18 protein-coding genes are annotated in these 19,645 nt (G+C 56.6%); 6 read left to right on the plus strand and 12 right to left on the minus strand.

The window, feature by feature from the left end:
• Positions 1-49: 49 nt before the first annotated feature.
• From H7849_RS06650 to H7849_RS06695, 10 genes are all read right to left on the minus strand, one after another.
• A complete protein-coding gene (locus H7849_RS06650; RefSeq protein ID WP_251106658.1) occupies positions 50-394 on the minus strand; it encodes a hypothetical protein in 345 nt (114 codons plus the stop codon).
• Positions 385-930, minus strand: a complete 546-nt coding sequence (locus H7849_RS06655) for a DUF420 domain-containing protein (RefSeq protein ID WP_251106659.1) — start codon at positions 928-930, stop codon at positions 385-387. The genes H7849_RS06650 and H7849_RS06655 overlap by 10 nt, the downstream gene beginning before the upstream one ends.
• Positions 931-936: 6 nt before the next feature.
• Entirely contained in the window at positions 937-1,767 is an 831-nt protein-coding gene (locus H7849_RS06660; protein ID WP_186745151.1) for an ABC transporter permease, read from the minus strand.
• Between the two features lie 2 nt (positions 1,768-1,769).
• A complete protein-coding gene (locus H7849_RS06665; RefSeq protein WP_186745152.1) occupies positions 1,770-2,780 on the minus strand; it encodes an ABC transporter ATP-binding protein in 1,011 nt (336 codons plus the stop codon).
• Between the two features lie 72 nt (positions 2,781-2,852).
• Entirely contained in the window at positions 2,853-3,863 is a 1,011-nt protein-coding gene (cyoE, locus tag H7849_RS06670) for a heme o synthase (RefSeq protein WP_186745153.1), read from the minus strand.
• 108 nt (positions 3,864-3,971) lie between these two features.
• Entirely contained in the window at positions 3,972-5,075 is a 1,104-nt protein-coding gene (locus H7849_RS06675; protein WP_186745154.1) for an AI-2E family transporter, read from the minus strand.
• Positions 5,072-5,635, minus strand: a complete 564-nt coding sequence (locus H7849_RS06680; RefSeq protein ID WP_186745155.1) for a shikimate kinase — start codon at positions 5,633-5,635, stop codon at positions 5,072-5,074. The genes H7849_RS06675 and H7849_RS06680 overlap by 4 nt, the downstream gene beginning before the upstream one ends.
• Positions 5,636-5,672: 37 nt before the next feature.
• On the minus strand, positions 5,673-5,960 hold the full coding sequence (locus H7849_RS06685; RefSeq protein WP_251106660.1) for a hypothetical protein: 288 nt from the start codon (positions 5,958-5,960) through the stop codon (positions 5,673-5,675).
• Positions 5,957-6,550: an RNA polymerase sigma factor gene (locus H7849_RS06690; protein WP_186745156.1), complete on the minus strand. Its 594-nt coding sequence runs from the start codon at positions 6,548-6,550 to the stop codon at positions 5,957-5,959. The genes H7849_RS06685 and H7849_RS06690 overlap by 4 nt, the downstream gene beginning before the upstream one ends.
• Before the next feature lie 213 nt (positions 6,551-6,763).
• Positions 6,764-7,789 (minus strand): ThiF family adenylyltransferase, encoded by a 1,026-nt coding sequence (locus H7849_RS06695; protein ID WP_186745158.1) that lies wholly within the window; start codon positions 7,787-7,789, stop codon positions 6,764-6,766.
• A 249-nt stretch (positions 7,790-8,038) separates the two neighbouring features.
• Between H7849_RS06695 and H7849_RS06700 the strand changes: the two genes are divergently transcribed.
• From H7849_RS06700 to H7849_RS06720, 5 genes are all read left to right on the plus strand, one after another.
• Positions 8,039-11,092, plus strand: a complete 3,054-nt coding sequence (locus H7849_RS06700; protein WP_186745160.1) for a POTRA domain-containing protein — start codon at positions 8,039-8,041, stop codon at positions 11,090-11,092.
• Positions 11,093-11,124: 32 nt separating this feature from the next.
• On the plus strand, positions 11,125-11,880 hold the full coding sequence (locus H7849_RS06705; RefSeq protein ID WP_186745162.1) for a peptidylprolyl isomerase: 756 nt from the start codon (positions 11,125-11,127) through the stop codon (positions 11,878-11,880).
• Positions 11,877-16,061 (plus strand): translocation/assembly module TamB domain-containing protein, encoded by a 4,185-nt coding sequence (locus H7849_RS06710; RefSeq protein WP_186745164.1) that lies wholly within the window; start codon positions 11,877-11,879, stop codon positions 16,059-16,061. Before H7849_RS06705 ends, H7849_RS06710 begins: the two co-directional genes overlap by 4 nt.
• Positions 16,062-16,194: 133 nt before the next feature.
• Positions 16,195-17,016, plus strand: coding sequence for a BON domain-containing protein (locus tag H7849_RS06715; protein WP_251106661.1), 822 nt, complete (start codon positions 16,195-16,197; stop codon positions 17,014-17,016).
• A gap of 102 nt (positions 17,017-17,118) precedes the next feature.
• On the plus strand, positions 17,119-17,982 hold the full coding sequence (locus H7849_RS06720) for a UbiA-like polyprenyltransferase (RefSeq protein ID WP_186745165.1): 864 nt from the start codon (positions 17,119-17,121) through the stop codon (positions 17,980-17,982).
• A gap of 42 nt (positions 17,983-18,024) precedes the next feature.
• Here H7849_RS06720 and H7849_RS06725 read toward each other — a convergent pair whose 3' ends face one another.
• Positions 18,025-18,321, minus strand: coding sequence for a CsbD family protein (locus tag H7849_RS06725; RefSeq protein ID WP_186745167.1), 297 nt, complete (start codon positions 18,319-18,321; stop codon positions 18,025-18,027).
• Positions 18,322-18,394: 73 nt separating this feature from the next.
• Positions 18,395-18,547, minus strand: a complete 153-nt coding sequence (locus H7849_RS06730; RefSeq protein WP_186745168.1) for a lmo0937 family membrane protein — start codon at positions 18,545-18,547, stop codon at positions 18,395-18,397.
• Positions 18,548-18,667: 120 nt separating this feature from the next.
• Between H7849_RS06730 and pheA the strand changes: the two genes are divergently transcribed.
• Positions 18,668-19,492 (plus strand): prephenate dehydratase, encoded by an 825-nt coding sequence (gene pheA / locus H7849_RS06735; protein WP_186745169.1) that lies wholly within the window; start codon positions 18,668-18,670, stop codon positions 19,490-19,492.
• Positions 19,493-19,645: the final 153 nt, after the last annotated feature.

Raw genomic sequence — 19,645 nt, forward strand, 5'->3', positions numbered from 1 at the left:
GTACAGTTTACAGGGTGAGAGGCGCGCGGCTCAAAGGCTCGAGCCGGACTTATTTCTTCTGATCCTGATGAGCTTTGAGGCTTCTGATTCTGAACCATTTTGCCATGCCAAGCAGCGAAAGCAGGAAGCCGAAAGGAAGGCACATCAAGGCGACAATGAGCGCAAGCCAGCCCGAATTTGTGTGCGGACCTTGCGGGCCGATTCCACCGAAAGCGAATTGCGTCAGCGCTGCTGCCAGGATGCCTGCCGCAAGTGTCCCGATGCCGGATTGCAGGAGTTGACGCGTGCCATCGCCCTGCTCCGGTGGGACGGCGACCTGCTCCCCGCTTTGGGTTAGCGGCTGATGCTCCGGCGATTGTTCAGTCACGAGCGGCATGTATTCCCTCAGCGCCATGCGGCCAGCATGGCATAGACTACGACTCCGGTGACAGAGACGTACAGCCAGATGGGGTAGGTGTAGCGGGCGATCTTTTTATGTTGTGGAAACCTTCCCGACAACGAAAAGAAAAACGTGATCAATATCATTGGCAACGCTACGACTGACAGCAGCACATGGCTGGCAAGCAAAACGAGATAGGCAAAACGGATTGGTCCGTGACCGGGGAAGATCATTTCTCCATGCAGAGCATGGTTGGTGATATAGCTGACCAGAAATAAAGACGAGAAGACAAACGCGGTGAGCATCGAAGCGCGATGCGCCGCAATATTGCGCTTGCGAATATTAGAGAATCCGATAACCAGCGCCACGGCGCTCATGGTATTGAAGAGGGCATTGAGCGCGGGCAGAAAGAGCAGGCGAGAAGCGTACTCCTGTGATGCCGGATGCACGTAGACCAGCCAGATCAGAAAGAGCGTGGCGATGACGCTGATTCCGATGATGGTTGCGATGGGTGCCCGGCTGGTGGTCTCGGCGGCTTGCATTTGGTTCATCGTTCCTCAGGCTGGTGGTTTGCTCGTTCTACGGTTGACGATGGCCCATGACGCGGCGAAGGTCAGCAGGCAGAAGCCGATTGTTACGGCCATGTTGGTGGTGAGTGAGAACTCTGTGTGCTGCGTTGGAAAAAGCGCGATGCGCAGCGCGTCGACACCATAGGTGAGGGGATTAGCCTGCATGAGCGTCCGCAGCCAGCCGGACGCTCCGCCGGCAGGGAAGAGCGCGCCGGAGAGCATCCAGAGCGGCAGCAGGATCAGGTTCACGATGGCGTGGAAAGCCTGTGGCGAATCCATGGGCCATGCGATGGCGAAGCCCAGAGCCGTTAGCTCGAAGCTGATCATGATAATGGTGGCGATGCTGATGGCGATGGCTTGCAGGTCGGGATGCACGCCGATCAGCGGCGTGAAGACGAGGAAGACAATTCCCTGAATGGCAGCAAGCGTTGCGCCGCCGAGAACCTTCCCGAGAACAATGGACGAGCGACTGACGGGTGCGGCGAGGACCGAGAGCAGAAAGCCTTCGTTGCGATCCTGGATGAGCGACATCATGCTGAAGATCGCGGTGAAGAGCACGATCATGACGACAGCGCCGGGAAAAAAATATCCTAAGTATTGATCGGAGCCTGCGCTTCCTCCGCGGAAGCTATGCGCAAAGCCGGAACCGAGCACAAACCAGAAAAGCAGCGGCGACGCGATCACGCCGACAACGCGGGCTTTTTGGCGGTAGAAGCGGACGATCTCACGCAGCCAGAGCGTATAGGCAGGCGTCCAGATGCCGACCTTCCTTACCGCCTGAATGCGGGGTGCGGGAGCTGTTGTGGCGATCGTGGCCATGGTTATTCACGCTCCCTTGTATCTTCCGGAGACTCGGTCCAGAAGCGGTGGCCGGTTCGTTGAATGAAGACGTCTTCGAGGCTGGGCTTTGCAACAGAAACGCCTTCGACGATTCCGGGAAAGGCTTCAACCACATCGGTGACGAATCGGTGACCCTGCTCGCGTTCAAGGCGGACGGTAGTGCCGAGCACGGCAGGGGAGATGATGAAGCGGTTCGCAATCTTTTGCGCCAGGGCTTCGGCATCGGCTTCGCTGGCTGTTTCAAAGGTCACGACATCGCCGCCGATCTCGGATTTCAGATCGAAGGGCGAACCGAGTGCAACGAGTTTGCCTTCGTTCAAAATGGCCAGGCGGTCGCAGTGCTCGGCTTCTTCCATCAGGTGCGTGGTGACGAGGACGGTTACGCCTTCCTCGTCGCGCAGCATGCGCAGGTATTGCCAGACATCGCGGCGCGCGCCGGGATCTAGCCCTGTTGAGGGCTCGTCGAGGAGCAGGACCGATGGCGAGTGGATGAGTCCTTTGGCCAGTTCGACGCGGCGCTGCATGCCTCCGGACAGCGTTTCAACGGAATCCTTTGCGCGGTCAAGCAGGCCGACGCGCGCGAGCACCTCGCTGATGCGGCGTTTGAGGTGCGCGCCCGTGAGTCCATACAAATGGCCCTGATGCTTCAGGTTCTCAGCGACGGTGAGCTTGATGTCCAGGCTGCGCGCCTGAAAGACGATTCCGATCTGCTGACGGACTTTGTTGGGCTCGCGTGCTGCGTCGAATCCCTGAATGTGGGCTTTGCCACCCGTTGGCACCATCAGGGTCGAAAGAATGCGAAACAGAGTAGTTTTGCCGCTGCCGTTGGGGCCGAGCAGGCCGAAGATTTCAGCGGGGCGCACGTCGAAGGTGAGATGGTCGAGCGCAAGACGCGAACCGTAGTTATGCGAGAGAGCATTCAGGGCAATGGGCGCTGGAGCGGAACTGGCTCGATTGGTGTCTGTCACTGCGTAATCTGTCGTTGTTGCCATAATTACTTCTAGAATTTGTTACCTCAGGGGCTTGAGCCCTTTTTTTCTAAAGTTAAAGCTCTCGTTACCTGTTTACTTTCCCAAGGCGTTCAACATCAGCACCGTAAGCAGCACGGGAAGGTAGATAACGCTCACCTTCAGCAGGTCGCGTGCGTACATTTTTGACTCTACCGTGCTGCGTGCGCGCGTAATGCGGGCGAAACGGATGGTGTATCCGAGGTAGACGATTCCGAGCAGCAGGGCAGTAACGCCGTAAACGCGGCCCGCTATATGCAGATAAACAGGAAGCAGGCTCACTGGAATCATGAGCACGGCGTACGTCAATGCTTCGAGCACGGTGGACCATCCGTCGGGCTGCACTACAGGCAGCATGCGAATTCCGGCGCGGCCGTAGTCTTCTTTGTAGAGCCACGAGATGGCCATGAAGTGCGGAAACTGCCAGACGAAGAGAATCGCAAAGAGCGCAACAGCAGGCCATTCGATGGCGCCACGGGCGGCTGTCCAGCCAAGCAGTGGAGGCATGGCGCCGGGGAAGGCTCCGATGAAGGTTGCGAGCGTCGTGCGCTGTTTAAGCGGCGTATAGACTGCGACGTAGCTGAAAGCGGTAATAAGTGTCAGCGTTCCGGTGACGAGATTCGTTTCGTAGGTAAGCCAGAGCGCGCCGGCGATGACGGCGATCATGCCCAGCATCACGCCATGCGGCAGGCTGATGCGGCCTGACGCCATGGGACGCTGCGCCGTACGAATCATCTTCGCGTCGAGCTTGCGTTCGAAAGCCTCATTTAATGCGGCGGAGCCGGCGGATACAAGTCCGATCCCGACGAGGGCTGCGACCAGCCCCGGCTGCATGCTGCTGATGCCGCTGTGCATCGATCCGAGATAGAAGCCGGCCCACGCGGTCATCACAACCAGTGCCGTGACGCGAAATTTGAATAATTCAGCGTAGTCGGCGATGCGCGAGGCGGTTTCGCCGGCACGCAGGTGCGGCTGAGCCTGCTCTCTTGCGGGAGCCTCGCTGGGGGCGACAACCTGTTCTTCAGCGACAGGGGCGATGATCGGGGATGCGGGTGCGGCTGGCGTCATGATTGCGCTACTCGCAAAAAATTGGATTGTGCGCCGGGAGCCACTCCTTCATGATAGCAAGCGGCCGAGCGAGTGTGGCTTACGCGGGGTCGCGGGTGAAGAAAGTTTTCAAACTATGGGTGAAGTCGTCTCGACCGGATGGTGCTCAGCGATGATTGCTTCGGGCACGACGGCGTACTCGTCCAGCAGAACCGCAACGAGAACAGCGGTGGGAACCGCGACCATTGCGCCAACAATGCCGTCGAAGGCCGCGCCCAGCAGCAGAGCGACGATGATCGCCAGACCGGGCAGATCGACACTATGACGCATGATGCGCGGGGTCAGGAACGAAGTCTCAACCTGTGCATAGATGGCGTAGAAAATAGCAACGCCAAGCACACGCCCCCAGGAATCGATCGCGGCAACGAGCAAGGCGAGGGTAATGGTGATGACAGCTCCGGCGATAGGGATGATGTTGAAGGCTCCCATCAGGACCCCTAAAGCGTAAGCGTACCGCACATGCAGCGCCAGGAAGAGGACGGTGCTGGACAAACCGAGCACCAGCATCAGCGAGGCCTGACCGAGCAGCCACTTGCCCATGCGTATCTCCGCGCGCGCCAAAGTCACATCCAGTCGCTGGCGCATATCGACGGGGAAGAAGCTCAGAACCCACTGATAGGCCGCCTCGCCTTCGAGCATGAAATAAACGGTAAGAATGATGGCGGTAATGATGTCGAAGAGCTTGCTAGCCCAGTTGCGTATCGACAAAAGCAGGTATGTGGCGAAGTTGGCGGCAAAATCCTGCAATTTGTCATTGAGCGCGGCCACGTCGACATGTTGCAGAAAGGGGATGCGGCGTATGCGTAAGAGGACTTGGGGGCCGCGTGTCGGAAGCTCGTTAACGAATTCGCGGATGTCGCGCACAACCGGCGGAAAAGCGAAGATGAAAAAGAGAGCTGCCAAGCTGACGACAGCGAGAAAAAGAATGAGGATTGCAACACCGCGACCTGGCTGCCACTTGCCGATGCGCAGCTTCATAATTCCGCGAACGACGGGCAACAGCACAACTGCGAAGAGCGCGCTGACGTAGAGTAACACCAAGACGTTGCGCACCACCCATGCCAGGTAGAGACCGATGGCAAGCGCGAAGGTGAAGACAATATCGCTGCGCAGGGACCGCTGTCGCTTCACTGTCCCGTTCGTTGCTCGAACAGCGATCGGGGAATCGGTCATGCCAGAGTGTTTTCCTTTAAGAAAGCGCTGACCGCCGCCAGGATCTGCTGCGACGTTTCGTCGGGCGTAAGCTGTGCGGTCTGTATTACCAGATGCGCATTTCTGTAATGGGGAAGGCGGTCCTCGAACCGGCTCCGCAGGCGCTCGCGGTCATTCAGCACGGGACGAAGTGCGGCTCCGGGTTGCTGCTCGCAGCGCGAAATCATGATCTCCAGCGTAGCTTCAAGAAAAACGATGCACGTTTCGGGGCTATTGAGGAGAGCTTCGCGGGTAGCTGCCGTCTCAACCGCTCCACCACCTAGAGCGAGCACCAGATGATGTTCGCTGAGAAGATCCCTGATGACTTCACTTTCAAGCTGGCGGAAGGACGCTTCTCCCTGCTGGGCAAAAATTTCCGCTATCGTCGCCCTAACTCGCGTCTCGAGCACGGTGTCTGTGTCCAAAAATCGCCACCGCAACTGCTGCGCGAGAAGTGCGCCGACGGTCGACTTGCCGGCTCCCATAAATCCCACGAGCACAATACGCGAGATGCAGGCTGGCAATTGTGGATTTGTCTTCATGCGTTCTCTGCATTATAAGAACGCTTTACACCGCGGGCTATGACCGTTTGTCTGAAGGTACAGGAGCCTTGTGGTTCGTCTCGCTGCGAATCGCGTTCTGGATGTTATTCCAGACCCCGGGACTCGGGTCATGAATAGGGAGCAGCAGCTTGGCCTGCGATGCGATGTATTCGAGATCACGCACAAGAGCGGCACAATTTTCGCAGCCGAGAACATGCTCGTCAGCGCTGACGTTCGCGCCAGATTCAAACAGCTCCGGCAGTCTTTCCTGAAATTCCACGCAATTCATTGATTTCCCAGTTTGCCTGTCGCGAGCGCCGCTCATGCAATCGACTCCTCTTTCCGCTGTCCGGAACGCAGGAGGTCACGAAGCTTCATGCGCGCTTTATGTAGTTGCGATTTGCTATTGCCGATGGAACAGCTGAGCATGTCGGCAATTTCATTGTGTTCGTAGCCTTCCACGTCGTGCAGCACGAAAACGAGCCGATAGCCGGGAGGCAAGTTTTCAACCGCGCGCTCAAGGGCGACGCGGTCAATCGAGCCGGAAAGCACCAGATCGCGCTCGCCGATATCTTTGCGAGGGCCGTCGTCCTGCGAAGGTTCCAGCGTTTCCTCAAGAGATACCTGCGGAAGTCCTTTCTTGCGCAGGTGCATGAGCACAACGTTTACTGCCAGACGATGCAACCAGGTAGAAAAGGCTGAATCACCACGAAACGTGCCAATTTTACGATAGAGCTGGAGAAATGCTTCCTGCGTCAGGTCTTCGGCTTCAGCCACGTTACCGAGCATGCGAAGGCAAAGAGAGTACACCCTCCGTTTGTGGAGAGAATAGAGAATCTCGAAGGATGCCGCGTCGCCCTGCTGCGCTTTGGCGATCGCCTCCGCCTCTCCGGCAATCGGGGGATTTCGGCGCATGTGCTGCACTAATTTTGGTTGGGACGGTTCTACACTCATCCGCACTTCACCTGTCTTGAAAATTCCACGCTTTGCGTCTCCCGTCAATCCACGGCTCAACTTTGTTTGTACGGCAACGGTCATAAGGGGTATCAGCCAACTGTCTTTGCGAGTTGTTTATGGGAAGGCAGTTCAGCGCAAATGGTTGCCAATCCGAAGGTTGGCGGACTTTGGTCAGGAGCCGATGTAGCGCGCATAGAGACTGCGGGCCTGGGTAACATCCGTTGTCCCCTGAATGAGCGCTCGCCCGTCGGCAAACAGTGTGATGACGTAGTCGCCGCGCGTGAAGCGGAGCAGGAGGTTGTTCGATCGTACCTCGCCGTGAGGCTTAAGCTTCGTTTCCATCTCAGCAAAATCAACTGGCCGATAGTGCTCGTGGATTTGCACCGAATTGCGCCCGCAGAGCGTAATGTGAGGACGGCCTTCGCCCCGCAGATGAGCGAAATTACGCTGTTGGCAAACTTCGCAATCGGAGCGGAAACGCGATGTGCTGACCTCGGATCGCTCGTTTGTCCATAAATCGAAGGACAGAAGACTGCGGCGCAGTTTCGTTGTCGCGCCGGTGAGCAGCTTAAACGCTTCCGTTACTTGAATCGAAGCTGCGAGGTTCACCGCGGAGTTCAGGATGCCCGCCGTGTCGCAGGTTTCAACTATACCGCCGGGCGGCTTAGGGAAGATGCAGGCGAGACAGGCCGTTTCGCCGGGCAGAATGTTCATGGTGACAGCGTAAGAGCCGATGGCGGCGGCGTAGATCCACGGCTTGCCCTGCTCGATTGCGTAATCGTTCACCAGGTAGCGTGTCTCGAAATTGTCCGTAGCGTCGAGAATCAGGTCAGCGCCGCGCATCAGTTCGTGGATATTCGCCGGAACCAGGTCGGCGATCTGGGCGTGTACGTTGATTTCACTGTTGAGCAGGGCGATTTTCCTACGGGCGGCTTCCGCTTTGGGCAGGGCAAGCGTGGCGTCCTGCTCATCGAAGAGGACCTGGCGCTGCAGATTGCTTGCCTCGACGTAGTCGCGGTCAATGATCGTGAGTGTGCCTACCCCGGCGCGCGCCAGAAGGCCGGCCGTGGCGGCGCCGGTGGCTCCGCAGCCTACAATCGCAATGTGAGCCGCCTCCAGCTTGTGTTGTCCCTCGACGCCTATTCCGGGAAACAATATCTGACGAGAGTATCTCTCTGTTAACTGCAAATTCTGCATCTGCTTGTATCTTCTATTCCTGATTAGTATAGAGAATTGATGGAGCCTTCAGCGGACATGGGAGGGTTCTTGAAGTGAGCGGGTCTGCATCTCATTCTTTCGTGGATTTAGAGGGGCTGATTGGATTTTCGCTGCAAATCCTCGACGAGCATCTATCGAAAAGCGCTGCGCTGGTTCAGCCTCATGGTGTTGGCAGGTCTTCAGCTCTTCGCTTCCCGGAGCCTTTGTCAAAGTGCTCAACAGCCGCCTTTGACGGCAAGGGATGCGGCGCAGCGCGATATTACGCTGCGCAGCTGGGCGGGTTTGCAGGTGGAAGCGGTTCAGTTTAAAGGCATTCCTCCTGAAAGGCTGGCCCCGCTGCCGGAGAGTTTAGCGTTGCAACCGCATCAGCCGCTCGATCCGCTGAAGGTGCGGGATAGCCTGCGCCGTCTCTATGAAACGGGCCTCTACAAGACCATTGTGGTCGAGGGGCTGCGTCATGGTGATGCCGTCACCATCATCTTCAGCGGTGTGCCGAACCTGTTTATTGGGCGCATAACGGTAAACGGAATCAATAATGAGCGGCTTTCCGGCGTGCTGGAGCGCTCGACCCGCATGAATGCCGGAACGGTCTTTAACGATGCCAAATTCCTGCAGGCGCAGAAGCTTCTTCAGGAGACGCTCGAAGAAAACGGCTTTTACCAATCGAAAATTTTTGCCAGCACAGCGGTTGACTCGGCAAATTCACAGGTGAATATCGTTTTCGAGATTGTCCAAGGCAAACAGGCGCGCGTAGGTGCTGTGGCGGTACAAGGTGACAGCGGAATGACGATCGACAGCTTCCGCAAAAAAGGCAAGCTGAAGGAAGACTCGAAGGTGTCGCGCGATACCGTGAGCAACGCGCTGTCGCGCCTGCGGAAAAACTACCAGAAACAAAACCGGCTGGAAGCGTCCCTCAAACTGGATTCGCACACCTACCAGCCGCCGGTGAATCACCTGGACTATGGATTTTCGGCAGATCGTGGCCCCCTCGTCGTGGTACTCGTTGAGGGCGCTTCACTCAGCAAGGGAAAGATTAGGAACCTGGTGCCCGTCTACGAGGAGGGCGCGGTAGACGAAGACCTGCTGAATGAAGGCGACCGGCGCATCCGCGACTATTATCAGCGGGCGGGTTACTTCAATGTAAAAGTGACGCACGACGAGCAGCTGAAAGACAAGCAGCATTCCATCATTACGTTTACTGTTTCGCTCGGAATGAAGCATGAAGTGGCTTCGGTGACGGTCAACGGAAACAAGTATTTTGGCACCGATACAATCCTGCCGCGGTTGAGTGTTGTGAAGTCGAGCATTGTGAATCGCCACGGCATGTACAGCCAGGCACTGGCGCAGGCCGATGTGAACGCGATCACGGCTCTGTACCAGAGCAACGGCTTCAGCAATGTAAAAGTAACGCCGGAAGTGAAAGACGCTGACGTAAACACGAAAGGGAAGAAAACAAAAGACGCTCAACTGAGCGTGAACTACACGATCGATGAAGGCGCGCAGCAGCGTATCGGGGCATACGTCATCAATGGGGCGAGCAAGGTTCAGCTCTCCGATTTAACGCCGCTGCTCAACACCCAGTCAGGCCAGCCGTACTCATCGCTCAATATCACGCAGGATCGTGATTCGATCCTGACCTTTTACCTTAGCCACGGTTTTGACAATGCGCAGATTAACCTGCTGCAGCGGCCATCGCCGAAGGACCCGAACCTGATCGATGTGACCATGAACGTGACGGAGGGTGACCAGTTTTTCGTCAATCGCGTGCTGATCTCCGGTCTGCACTACACGCGGCCCAGCACCGTGGAAGACCGTGTGCTGATTCATCCGGGCGATCCTTTGAACCAGACGGCTCTGTTGGAGACACAGCGCAAACTCTACGATCTGACGCTCTTCAATCAGGTCAATACAGCGGTACAGAACCCGTTAGGTGATGAACTGCGCAAGAACGTGCTGCTGCAGTTCACCGAGGCGCGTCGCTGGGATATCAGCTATGGATTCGGTTTCCAGGCACAGACAGGCAATCCCCAAAGCAATTGCGCCAATCTCACGCCGCAACAGCTCATTCAGCTCGGCATCAATCCATCCACCTACACGTGCAGTCCGAATGGAAAAACGGGCGTGAGTCCCGCGGTACTCTTCAATATTTCCCGCATCAATATACGCGGCACGGACAAGTCCGTCTCGCTCAACACAACGCTTGGCACGCTCGAACAGCGCATATTGATGAGTTTTTCCAATCCGCATTTTCTGGACAAGCCTAAATTGAACCTTATTCTCACCGGCGGCTACACGAATGCGCAGGACGTGACGACCTATGCTTCTTCCCGGCTGGAGGGAACGATCCGATTGACCGATCGCGTCAACAAGCCGAATACGCTGATCTACTCATTTGGCTATCGTCGCGTGAAAGTAGACCCGAACAGCGTGCAGGTGGCTCCGGACGAGATTCCGCTGGTCTCAGAGCCGGTGCGTGTTGGTGGACCGGGAATTACGTGGATTCGTGACACTCGCGTGCCGACTCCTCTCGATGCAACCAGCGGAACCTTCACTACGGTCATAGAGAACTGGGCGGATTCGCATTTTGCCTCGCAGGCTGACTTCAACCGCATCGATGGGACCAATTCGAGCTACTACAAGTTCGGCAAGCTGAATACGTGGGTTGTGGCGCGCAACACTCGTATCGCCGCAGAGCACTCGTATGGCGGATCGGACTACAATCTGGTTCCGCTTCCGGAGCGTCTCTACGCTGGCGGCGCTCAGTCGCATCGCGGCTTCGGGATTAACGCTGCCGGGCCGCGCGATTCGCTGACGGGGTTCCCCATTGGCGGCACTGGGGCGTTTATCAACAACACAGAACTGCGCATGCCGAATCCGATGCTCCCATATGTCGGCAACAGTCTGGGCTTTGTTTTGTTCGAGGACATGGGTAACGTCTTTGAGTACGCCAGAGATATCTGGCCCAGCTTTACTCGCTTCCGGCAACCGAATCGAGATGGCTGCAGGAACTTAAATGAACAAGAGCAGTCCGTGCCGCATCCAGGGTCTCCCATCAGCGCGGCGGGATTGTGCAGCTTCAATTATTTCTCGCATGCAGTCGGCATCGGCCTGCGCTATCACACTCCCGTTGGGCCCATCCGTCTGGATTTCAGCTACAACCTGAATCCGCCGATCTATCCTGTCATCATTGATTATTCCAGCACGCCGACGAACCCGATTCCGGCCCATGTCGGCGAGGCCGGGCACTTCAATTTCTTTTTCAGCATCGGGCAGGCATTCTGATGATAAGAGGCAGGCACAGCAGAGGATCCGGATTGCTCGCCGCACTTCTGTTCTGCCTGTGCGCCAATGGCCATGCTCAGTCGTCTCCGACCTCAGACGCTCGGCCGCAAGCACAGCCAGCGAGCCAGACACCGATCATCCTGGATCGTGTGATCGCGATTGTGAATGGAGATGTGCTGCTTGAGAGCGATGTGCGCGAAGAAATGCGCGTTGCTGTGCTTCAGCCCCTCAGCGTCCCCCCCGGTCAAAATACTGAAGTGAATGCCGCGCAACGGCTGATCAGGCGCGCGCTGATTCTGGAGCAGATGAGAGCGCAGCAGCAGATCGACTACAGGGTCAGTGACGACGAGGTGAAGAAGAGCCTTGCAGAATTGCGCGCGCAGATTCCCATCTGCCGGCAGATACATTGCTCCACTGAAGAGGGTTGGAACGAATTCCTTAAGTCCAACGGCATCACCGAGCAGGAGGCTGAGGAGCGGTGGCGACAGCGACTGGAGATTCTAAAGTTCATCAACATCCGGTTCGGGACGGGCATTCGTATTTCCCGGCAGGACATTCAGAAGTACTACCAGGCAACCGTGGTGCCTGCCTTTGAGAAGATGAAGGAGAAACCGCCTACGCTTGAGAGCGTAACGCCCCGCATCCAGGAAATATTGCTGCAACAGCAGGTAAACTCCCTGCTGCGTGATTGGCTGCAGAGCCTGCGCCAACAAGGGAGCGTGCAGATTCTGGATCCGGCCTATGGGCAGAGCAGCAACGCGGACGAGGATGAGGGAGGCGGAGCGTGAGTACACAGACTTCAAATGTTCCGGTCGCCGCGCCTCCACCCGCGCGAAAGCGAAGAATCGGCCTGTATATTCTCGCGGGGGTTGTCGTTGTCATCCTGCTCGCGGTTGCCGGAATTGCCTGGTATGCCTCGACTCCGGATTTTGCAAATCGGGTCCGCCTGAAACTCATTGCCACGCTGGAGCAGGCGACTGGTGGACGCGTGGAGCTTGACGCGTTTCATTGGACTTTGCGAAACCTTGCATTTGAAGCGGATGGACTGACGATTCACGGCCTGGAAGCAGCCAACGAAGTTCCGTATGCGCACGTGGATCGTATTTACGTCCGCGTGAAGATTCTTTCCTTCATCCATCCGAAGATCGACCTGAATTATCTGGAAGCCGATCGTCCTGTTTTTCATCTCATCATTTATCCGGACGGGTCCACGAATCAGCCCACGCCCAAGACCCAGACCAGCAACAAGTCTGTGAAGGATACGATCTTCGATCTCAAGGTCGGCAGGACAGAGATCAAGAATGGCGTTGCTCTCATCAATCAACGGGCGTTGCCGTTTGATCTTGCCGCAAACGATCTTGGCGTTGTCGTCACCTACTCGGCTCCACAGGATCACTACCTCGCGACGCTGCATGCTGCAGACGTCACCGCGCAGAGAGGGAAATACTCTCCCGTTCCATCCAGGCTGGATGTTTCGGCTGATATCGGCCGCAACACACTGAACGTGTCACAGCTACAGTTGCAAACTGGCGACTCGCTGTTGAAAGCAACTGCTACTCTTCAGGACTTCGCCAATCCTCACTGGACTCTGACGGCCCAGGGGAAGGTGGACGTCAGGGAAGTGATGGCGCTTGCACCTGTGGACGGGGTGGATCGCGGCATGGTCGATGTTGATCTGAAAGGGCAGGGCACACAGACGCAACTTGTACTCGATGGACGAGCCAAGGTTGCCGACGCGGCCTACCACGTCAATGACGTCCATATTACTGGAGTAGATGTTGACACAGCGCTCCATGCAACAGAAGACGACCTCGTCTTCAGCGGTGTTCGTGCAAGGATCAGACGCGGCGGGAGCGTCGATGCCGAGATGCGCGTCGCGCACTGGCTGGGCACAATGTTTGCGAAGCCCGGCACACCGCCCACCGAGACGGTGATGCGCGGAACGATTCGCGCAAAGCTGCACGGAATAACGCTGCGCACGACAATGGCTTTCGTTGCTTCCAAAGAATATAACGAGCTTGGTTTCGATACTGTTACCTCTGGAGATGGCAGTGTCGACTGGACTGGTGATGCGTCAGACCTGACAGCGAAAGCGAATGTGACGTTTGTGCCATCGGCGCAGACGCCCGACGGTGAAGTTCCCATGACGGGCACGCTGGAAGGAACATATTTCCAGAGAAATGGCACCGTGCAGATCGAGCACTTGCAGGCGCAGACGCCCGCGACGCAATTCCAGGTCTCGGGTGGATTGGGTGTTTACCCCATCAGCCGTCCATCTACCTTGCAGGTGAACGTGGAGACGACGAACCTTGGCGAATTCGATCAGGCGCTCTCGGCTTTTGGCGTATCCGCAGGAGGCAAGAAGGGCGTGCAGGCTTTACCGCTGCGCTTGCAGGGGCAGGCGCAGTTCCAGGGAGTCGTCTCGGGAAATCTCTCGAATCCCGATGCGAAAGGACACCTCACGGCAAGCAATTTCGATCTGCTGTTGCCGGCTGGGACTACGCAGCCGGCCCCTGCGGTTGCGCCAGCAAACGCTCCCGCACAGCCCGAGGTTTCTCCTGCTCCCGTTTCATCGCCGTCTCCGGCGACCGCTCCTGCTCCCGAGCGCACGATCCACTGGGATGCGCTGCAGGCAGATGCCGAGTATTCAAATCAACTGATTGCCGTGCAGCAGGTGACGCTGACGCGCGGCAAGACCACAATTCATGCGTCAGGCCAGTTACACGCGCACAGCATCTCACCGCGCCGCTACGCTTTCGACGATCAGTCGGCGATCAACGCAGACATTAAGGTGCAGGACGCGGCGCTCGATGAAGTGCTGGCCATTGCGGGACAGAATCTTCCTGTGACCGGTACCTTCAACCTGAATGCGCACGCTGGCGGCGAGATCGAAAATCTGAATGGAGGCGGTCACCTCTCTATTCAGGGTGGAGACGCATACGGCGAGCACTATCGCAGTCTCAATGCGGATCTTAAGTTTGCCGGAGAAGAAATCGGCGTATCGAAACTCGTACTGTTACAAAATGGCGCGCAGCTTACGGGAAGCGGCGGCTTCGGAATTCGCACAAAACAATTTCACTTCCAGGCCGAAGGTAAAGACTTCGATCTGAGCCACACGGAACATTTCAAGAACGCGAAATATCCGGTTAGTGGTGTGCTGGTCTTTTCGGCGGACGGTTCCGGCACGATCGCATCACCGACGATTCACGCGAATGCGCACATCACAAAAATCGTCGTCGGCAATGAAAAGAACGGCTCCATCGATGTGGAGGCGCATACCGATCACGGTAATCTTCTGTATACGGCAAATGGACGCCTGGCCTCCGCGGCGCTGCAGGTGACCGGACAAACGGCGATCTCAGGTGACTACGTATCACAGGCACACGCCACACTTTCGAATCTCGATGTCGATCCCTTCATGGAGATGTTCCATGTTGAGGGTGTCACGTGGCACTCGTCCATTGCCGGAGATCTGACGGTCTCGGGGCCCTTGCGCCAGTTGCGTCAGTTGCAGGGAGACGCGCAGATCAGTCAGTTGTCGCTGTCAATTGCCGGACGTCCGCTTAAGAGTGAAGGACCGCTGCATGCCCAGCTGAACAATGGTATCCTCCGTCTCGATCCGCTGCACATGATCGGTGAAAACACGGATTTCCACGCTCAGGGACGGATGGGTCTCTTTCGGGAGAATCATCTGATCAATGTCGATGCGCAGGGTTCCGTCAATATGAAACTTCTGCAGACGATCAACCCGAACGTGACTTCGTCTGGCCAGGTCACCTTCAACATGAATGCGGCGGGCACTCTCGACCGCCCGGACCTGACAGGCCAGGTGAAGCTGACGAACGTTGCTATGAGTTTCGAAGACTTCCCCAACGGCATGAGCCAGTTGAACGGGACCTTGGAATTCGATCAGGACCGTTTGCAGGTGAAGAGTCTGACGGGAACAACCGGCGGCGGTCAGGTGAGCGTTACCGGATACGTCACCTACCAACAGGGCATTTACTGCGATGTGACCGCGACTGGCACAGGTATCCGCATTCGCTATCCAACCGGCATCAGTTCGATGGTGAATACGAAACTGCGATTGCAGGGCACGCAGGACAGCCTCGTCCTGGGCGGAAGTGTTCTCCTCACACGTTTCACCATCAGCCCCAATCTGGACTTCGCCAGCTTTGCGGGGCCGTCGAGCAACATCGCGCCGCCTCCCGACCCGAATGCCTTTTCCAATCGCGTTCGACTGGACATTCACGTCATGTCCTCGCCCGATCTTGATTTCCAGAACTCCTTTGCGAAGCTGGCGGGCGATGTCGACCTGCGCGTACGTGGCACTGTCGCGCAGCCTACCGTACTGGGGCACATCAATGTCACAGAAGGAAGCGCGACTTTCGCCGGGACAAAATACCAGTTGCAGCACGGCGATATTTACTTCAGCAATCCAGTGCGCATCGAGCCGGTCATTGACCTCGATGCAACGGCCCACGTCGAAGACTACGACATCACCATCGGATTGCACGGTACGCCGAGCAATCTGTCACCGACGTTTCGCTCCGAGCCGCCTCTGTCTCAGCAGGACATCTTCTCTCTGCTCGCCATGGGGCGCACGCAGGAAGAACAGCAGATCTACACCGTGCAGTCGCAGCAGGCCGGCGTGAATACGGCGGCTGATGCTTTGCTGGGCGGCGCTCTCAATGCCACCCTCAGCAACCGTATTCAGAAGCTCTTCGGTGGCGGAAGCGTGAAGATCGATCCCACCTGGGTAGGCTCCATCGGCAACTCGACCGCGCGCATCACCGTGGCGCAGCAGGTATCAAAGAACGCTACGCTCACTTACGCAACAAATATCAACTCTACGGCGCAGCAGTTGATTCAAGCCGAAGTCAATATGACTCCGACGATTTCCGTACTTGCTGTGCGCGATGAATCAGGCGTATTCAGCCTGATGTTCAAAGTGCATCGACGCTATCGATAGTTTTGAAATTATTTCAATTGGCTGCGCATCTATTACAGGTAGAATGTGTTCGAAATAATAGACGTTGCACTGGATACGGTGTAGTTGAGTTGTGGTAACGCCGGAAACCTGCAGCGACCGGGGAGAGCACGACATGAGAAATGTACTACGTGGTCTTGTTCCTGCTGTGGCAGCGGTTTTGCTGACTATTTCACCTTCTGCTGTGGCGCCTCGCTCCATGGCAGCTGTAGCACAAAGCGCAGACGCGGGACTCGACAATCAGATTCTGGCGGATGTCCAGAATAAAGCTCTGAACAAATCGCAGTATAAGGATGTGAAGGCAACTGTTCAGAATGGGATCGTCAATTTGACTGGAACGGTTGATGTTTACAGTCAGAAAGAGGACCTCGACAAGCGCGTCCATCGCATCAAGAACATCAAGGGTGTTGAGAACGAAGTTGAAGTTGCGGGCCCGGAAATTCCGGACGCGCAACTACAGGACAAGCTGATCAAGGCGATTCAGTATGACCGCGTGGGATATTCGAGCGGCAGCCTGCGCATTCAAGATGTCACTCCGTTTAATGCAATTGGCGTCAGGGTTCAGAATGGTGTTGTAACACTTGGTGGGCATGCGTACGGTCCGGTCGATGCCGATTCGGCGGTTGCAGTTGCGTCCAACATGAAGGGCGTCAAGGATGTGATCAACGAGATCCAGGTCGATCCGGTATCACCGAATGATGATCGTATTCGCATAGCGGTGTACCGTGCCGTCTATGGCTTTCCCAGCCTGAACAAGTACGCCATCGATCCCGGCAAGCCGATCCGCATCTCTGTGCAGAACGGTAACGTCACGCTCTACGGCGTCGTGATCAATCAAGGCGACAAGGATGCTGCCGGAATTCGCGCGAACTCTGTGCCTGGAGTCTTTAAGGTAACGAACAATCTCCAGGTGGCGGGAGCGCCGGAAAAGCAATAGCCTTCAACTCACCCATTACACGGCCTTGCAGCTTTGCAAGGCCGTTTTCCTTGCGCAAATGGTTCGTGGCATACACTGAATAGAAGGAGAATCAGGGAGGAAATGGCATTGCTGCGCAGCATCGGTACCACGCTGGAAATGATCAAGTGGGAGCACTCGATCTTCGCCCTGCCCTTTGCGCTGACGGGTGCAATGCTGGCCGCGCACGGCTGGCCGCGGCCACTGCAACTGCTCTGGATCGTGATATGCATGGTCACCGCGCGGTCGGCAGCTATGGCCTTCAACCGCTTGGCTGACGCCGATCTCGACGCTGCGAATCCACGCACTTCGAACCGCGCGATACCATCGGGACTGCTCACTCGCGGCTTTGTGGCGGCATTTACAGTTTTCATGGCTGTGATGTTCGTGCTGGCTGCGGCGCAACTGAATCGCCTTACCTTGTGGCTCTCTCCTGTAGCCCTCGCGATCCTGTTGCTCTATTCCTATACAAAGCGCTTCACGCGCTGGTCGCATCTCTTTCTCGGGCTCTCGCTGGGAGTTGCACCCGCTGCCGCGTGGATTGCGATCCGGGGTTCACTGGATCCACGCATTCTGGTCCTTACGGCTGCAGTGCTCTTCTGGGTTGCAGGCTTTGATGTGCTTTACGCCTGCCAGGACGCGGAGCACGACCGCAGGCACGGGCTTAACAGCGTTCCCGCTGCGATTGGAATCGGAGGAGCCTTCTGGATGGCTCGAACGATGCACGCTGTGATGCTCGCATTCCTTTTGTGGCTTGTGCACCTCTTTGCTCTCGGCACGCTGGGAGTCGTGGGAATAGTGGTGGTTGCCGCTCTCCTGCTGTACGAGCACCTGATCGTGTCGCCGACAGATATGCGTCGGTTGAATGCTGCATTCTTCACGATGAACGGTGTCATTTCAGTAGTGTTTTTTGTCTTCGTCGCGGCAGCCCTGCTCCTAAGCCGATAAAAAAGGCCCCGCCGTAGCGGGGCCGATTGTGGGTACGGTGGACTAAGCCGGCTTGCGGTGCTGGTCGATCTTCTCGTTGACGCGCTCCTTCATATCCTGCACCTTGTTTGCAAGGCGCTCGCGCGTCTCGGTGGTGTTTCGCTCGGCTTCGCGGCGCTGTTCTTCGGCATTGTCGTGAGCAACCTCTTTCGCGTTGCCCCACGTTTCTTTCGCCGCGCCCTTCAACTGGTCAGCCAGGCCTTCGTTTGCAAGACGCTGATTGCCAACCGTCTCCCCTACTTTTTCCTTCACCTTGCCGGTCGCTTGATCGACCTTGCCGCTTACCTGGTCTTTATTCATGGCATTGACTCCTATAGCTTGGGCCGCACACAGCGAGAGCCTGAGACCCAAGTTGTTGTGTACTGCGCTTGCGTTATACGACGGGACGCCTGCCGGAAATGAGCTGGATCAACAGTACGATCAGCGCCAGAACCAGCAGAATATGGATGTACCATCCGATCGCATGAAAACTCACAAGACCCACCAGCCACAAAACCAACAGGATTACGAAAATCGTCCAAAGCATTTGTGTAGTCTCCTTTGTCTTTGTCATGCAGCCCGAAACTGCCTACGGTGTGATATGGTGCGCATGATGCCCGTTTGGGTTGCCGGGAGATGAGAAACCTTTGGAGGGATGTCCGCGGAAATGCAAGTAGCGATTCAAGGTGAACTCGGATCCTTCAGCCATGAAGCAGCCGGGAAAGTCTTTTCTGAGGCAACCATTTTGCCGTGCACTCTTTCAGCCGATGTCTTTCGCGCTTTATCTCAGAAGGAAGTGGATGCGGCTGTCATCCCAATTGAAAACAGCCTCGCCGGCTCTGTAGTCGAGCACTACGACCTTTTGCTGGACAATGACGTCGCCATCGAAAGTGAAAGTCTTTTGCGCATCCGTCACAATCTGATCGTGGTTCCCGGCTCCAGTCTCGAAAGCGTCCAGAGCGTTTATTCGCATCCGGTTGCTCTCGCGCAGTGCCGCAGATTCTTTGCGCAACATCCTGAGGTCGAAGCCATTCCCTTTTACGACACGGCCGGAAGCGTAAAGCAGCTTATGGAGCTTCGCGATCGCAGCACAGCAGCCATCGCAAGCGCCCGCGCCGCCGAATGCTACGGTGGAGAGATCCTTGCTGCCGACATCGAAGACAACGCCGAGAATTACACCCGCTTTTTTGTCATCCGGCGACGGGATGACGTATTGCGCAACCCCAATGCAGACAAGGTGAGCCTGGCCTTTACCGTCGAAAACAGGCCGGGAACGCTGGTAGCGGCTCTCGAAGTATTCGCCAGCCAGGGTACGAACCTGACCAAGATCGAATCGCGTCCTGTGCAGGGAAAGCCGTGGCAATACGTCTTCTATGTCGACTATCAGCTTTCTACTCAGATCCGCGCAGACATCGCCTTTGACCTGCTGCGCCAACACTGTTCCATGGTGAAGGAATTGGGCCGATACCAGGCTGCAGAGCGTGCGGATTAGCACCGGCAGACACCGTCAACTTGTGCCCGTCCTGGTCGATGAAAGAATTGTGAGGAACCGATGAATGTCCGGGCTGCGTATCTGCATCCAAAAAAGAAAAAAGTGTCATGAGGAATAGGCTATATAGGCCGCGTTAGCATTAAGTCCAAGTCC

Source organism: Alloacidobacterium dinghuense (genome assembly GCF_014274465.1).
Taxonomy (GTDB): Bacteria; Acidobacteriota; Terriglobia; order Terriglobales; family Acidobacteriaceae; genus Alloacidobacterium; species Alloacidobacterium dinghuense.